Source organism: Paenibacillus sp. 01T422, from assembly GCF_056398785.1.
Genome location: NZ_JBFTQB010000753.1, coordinates 1 through 3,290, shown reverse-complemented (window position 1 = coordinate 3,290; position 3,290 = coordinate 1). Strand labels below are relative to the sequence as shown.

Annotated in this window: 2 protein-coding genes and 1 pseudogene; all 3 read left to right on the top strand. The window is 43.9% G+C overall.

Going from position 1 to position 3,290, the window contains the following annotated elements; all coding sequences use genetic code 11:
• Nucleotides 1–388 (top strand): hypothetical protein (locus tag AC1DUA_RS30550; RefSeq protein WP_477503323.1); only part of this gene is annotated, 388 nt, incomplete at its 5' end.
• Nucleotides 389–985: 597 nt separating this feature from the next.
• A pseudogene (locus tag AC1DUA_RS30545) lies at nt 986–1,494 on the top strand (GrpB family protein).
• Nucleotides 1,495–1,668: 174 nt separating this feature from the next.
• Nucleotides 1,669–2,862: an acyl-CoA dehydrogenase family protein gene (locus tag AC1DUA_RS30540; protein WP_477503322.1), complete on the top strand. Its 1,194-nt coding sequence runs from the start codon at nt 1,669–1,671 to the stop codon at nt 2,860–2,862.
• The last annotated feature ends 428 nt before the right edge of the window (nt 2,863–3,290 follow it).

Sequence of the window (3,290 nt, the reverse complement as noted above, 5' to 3'; positions counted from 1 at the left end):
ATTTAGCCAAGTAAATGGTGTGTCACATTTTTCTGCAAGCTCAGAAATCAATGTAAACCTTCATAAGTATGCTGTGGAATTACATGACAAAAATCCAAATTCAGAAATAAAAATAGAGGATCCTCATGTTCTATTTAGTATTTGGGCACTATCTCATAAAAGTTTGCCAATGAAGGATTTAGACTGGCTATGGTATAAATCCCCACAAGAATTGCATTATTACTGGCAATCTAATAGACCTGATGAATTTACTAGCATGGAGTATATTATTTTTAATGATGTTGGTTATATGGGGATATTTCAAAGGGTAGATAAAAACAGTCAGTTTATACTTCGAACTATTTATGAGTTTGATAGACTTAAAATGAATAATCCATTAATCCCATAGCCTGTTTATTACCTGAGTATGCTCTTCTGGAATTTCTCTATTGTACGGGCTGCCGTATAGGTGAAAATAAAGGCTGTCGGGCGGCAGCCTYTATTTGCTAAAAATATAAATACGTGCCGGCGCCCGGAAAGCCAAGGTACATTGGTGCAAACATGTGATACGGAACATGGTGGTAACCGTGTACCGGTCCGATAAAGTGCACTCCCGGAGGAAGGTTTCCATAGATCTTGACGCCGGTAATCCCGGGCGGCCATAGCGGTCCGACATTTCTGACGGCTTCGGGCTGCCCCCATACGTTCGCCAACATTCCATCCCCACCTTACATCATCGTATATATGGCCTGATGACATGATATGGAGCTTTTTCCTATTCTGTGCCCGGTTCAGGACTTCGCGCCTGGAATCGGAAAATATGAAGTTTGTGTCGCCGGACAATGATCGAACATTGAACTAACGGAAACCATAGCTTGATAAAACACCAGTGAAGGCCGCCGAGATCTTGAGGCCGCCTTTTCCCCGCTAACGGGAGTTATGTTCAACCACGAGGAAATGAAGAAGTGTTAAAATAAATGAAATATTCATTTTTTTGGAGGCGTGTATGGTGAAAAGCGTAGTTATTGAGGAGTATAGCTCGGATTGGTTTTTTCAATTTCAAATAGAAGCTATGAAAGTAAGAGAAGTATTAAGTGATGGAATTCTTGGAATTGAACACATTGGTAGTACATCGGTAGAAGGATTAGGTGCAAAACCGATTATTGATTTTATGGTTGGAGTAAGTGATTTAAACAAGGTAGATGAATTCATTGAACCATTACACAAAATTAACTATGAGCACGTTTTTCACAAGGAACTTCCCAATAGAAGGTTTTTTAGAAAAGGTGAAAGAGGTGCTGGTACACATCATCTTCATATGTATAAATTCGGCGGTGAAGATTGGAATAATAATATTTTGTTTAGAGATTATTTAAAAACTCATCCAGATGTATTAATACGATACTGTAATTTGAAGAAGAAGCTTGCTGAAGAGCGGCATATACGAAAGCTAAACATCCCTTTATAACACAAATAATTGAAAAGGCTAAAATTGATACAAGTAAAGGAAAATGACATTAGATTAAACTAACGGAAACGAGGGAGTTGAATATACATACAACATGGAGATACCCTTTATGCTATCTGAAATTCTTAAGTTTAGGTCTTGAATATTTTCAGTTTAATAGCTAGCATATACTCAATATAATCCCGAATATTCTAATATATTTACATGCAGAGGAGAGAGAAATGACTGAGAGCATAGAAACAGATATCTATATTCGTAATGAACGGGAGGCAGAGATTGCGCAACGTTCTGATCGATTAGCCGCTCGCTTCGCGACTCGTTCGGCACTTCATGATGCAGAGGGAAGTTTTCCGTTCGCCAATTTCGCGGATCTTCGTGAAGCAGGCTACTTGCAGTTGACAGTGCCGCGAGTTTACGGCGGAGAGGAAGCGTCGCTGTACGAATTGGTACTTGCCCAGGAGCGACTCGCGCGAGGCGATGGTTCAACAGCGCTTGCGGTGGGCTGGCACGTTGGTTTGCTGCATCAGCTACGCTTTACGAATGCTTGGCCGGAAACGTTGTACGCACGTTTTTGCCGAGAGTCGGTGGAAACAGGTGTGTTGATTAATCATTTGGCGACGGAACGGGCAACAGGGAGTCCAAGCCGGGGGGGAAGACCGGAAACGAAGGCCGTTGCCACAGAGGGCGGATGGCTGCTGAGTGGACGCAAAACCTACAGTACGCTGAGTCCGATACTCACATGTTTTACTGTTTCGGCGGCGATTGAGGGCACGCAGGAAACCGGGGAGTTTTTTGTGCGTTCTGGATCTGGCGTACGTGTAGAAGAAACATGGAACACACTTGGTATGCGCGCTACGGGGAGCCACGATGTGGTGCTTGAAGACGTATTCGTGCCAGATGATCAGCTTGTTCATCGTTCGGGAGCACCACGCGAGGAGCGCAGACCCGACGAAGGTGGCTGGCTACTGCATATTCCCGCTTGTTATATCGGGATTGCACATGCGGCTAGAAGCTTTGCGATTAACTTCGCGCAACAGTATCGACCGAACAGCTTGACCACACCGATAGCTGAATTACCGAATATTCGGCGTCAAATCGGCGAAATGGAAATCGCGCTTGTAACGGCGCGCACGGTGCTTTACTCGGTTGCCGATCGTTGGGACCGGGAACCTGATCGACGCAAAGCACTAAAGCCGGAGCTAGGCTTGGCCAAACATGTAGCCACGAATCAAGCTATCTCGATTGTAGATACAGCGATGCGTATCGTCGGTGCTGCGAGTTTGTCACGCAGTTTACCATTGGAGCGGATGTACCGCGACGTGCGGGCAGGACTGCATAATCCGCCGATGGACGACATCGTGGTTAACGGATTGGCGCAGAGAGCTTTGGATGAAGTTAAACTTGCGAATACGTAAAAGCCGATGGTACTACTGTCGGCCTGACGCTAAATAATGGTTCCGATCTGACCATGTAAACCCAGTGGTGTGCCTTCTTTGCTAGAAATCGATGGGGAAAATTGGGAGATCCTGACGAGGTAGCCACTTGTTTGATAAGGAAGCGTCTTACACTAAGAAGAAAAGCTCAGAAGGATTTTACAAATGATGATCATACCGGATGGTATTACAATAATTTGCTCTAAATTACCTTGTCCCCATAGCCATTCAAAGGTTAGTTGATATAGTTTTTACGATGGAATGATTTTAGTGAGATCGTATATTTTATTCAGCAAACGAGATATATTACTTTAACAAACTACAAATTGAGGCTACCGCTGTGAAAACGAGTGGGAGCCTCATTAACGGGAAACTATATAGATCAATCACACATGACGGAAGTCTGCGCT

Bases quoted from the DNA above. Each gene is read 5' to 3' on its own strand.
- AC1DUA_RS30540 (WP_477503322.1), top strand. From the start codon at position 1,669: ATGACTGAGAGCATAGAAACAGATATCTATATTCGTAATGAACGGGAG.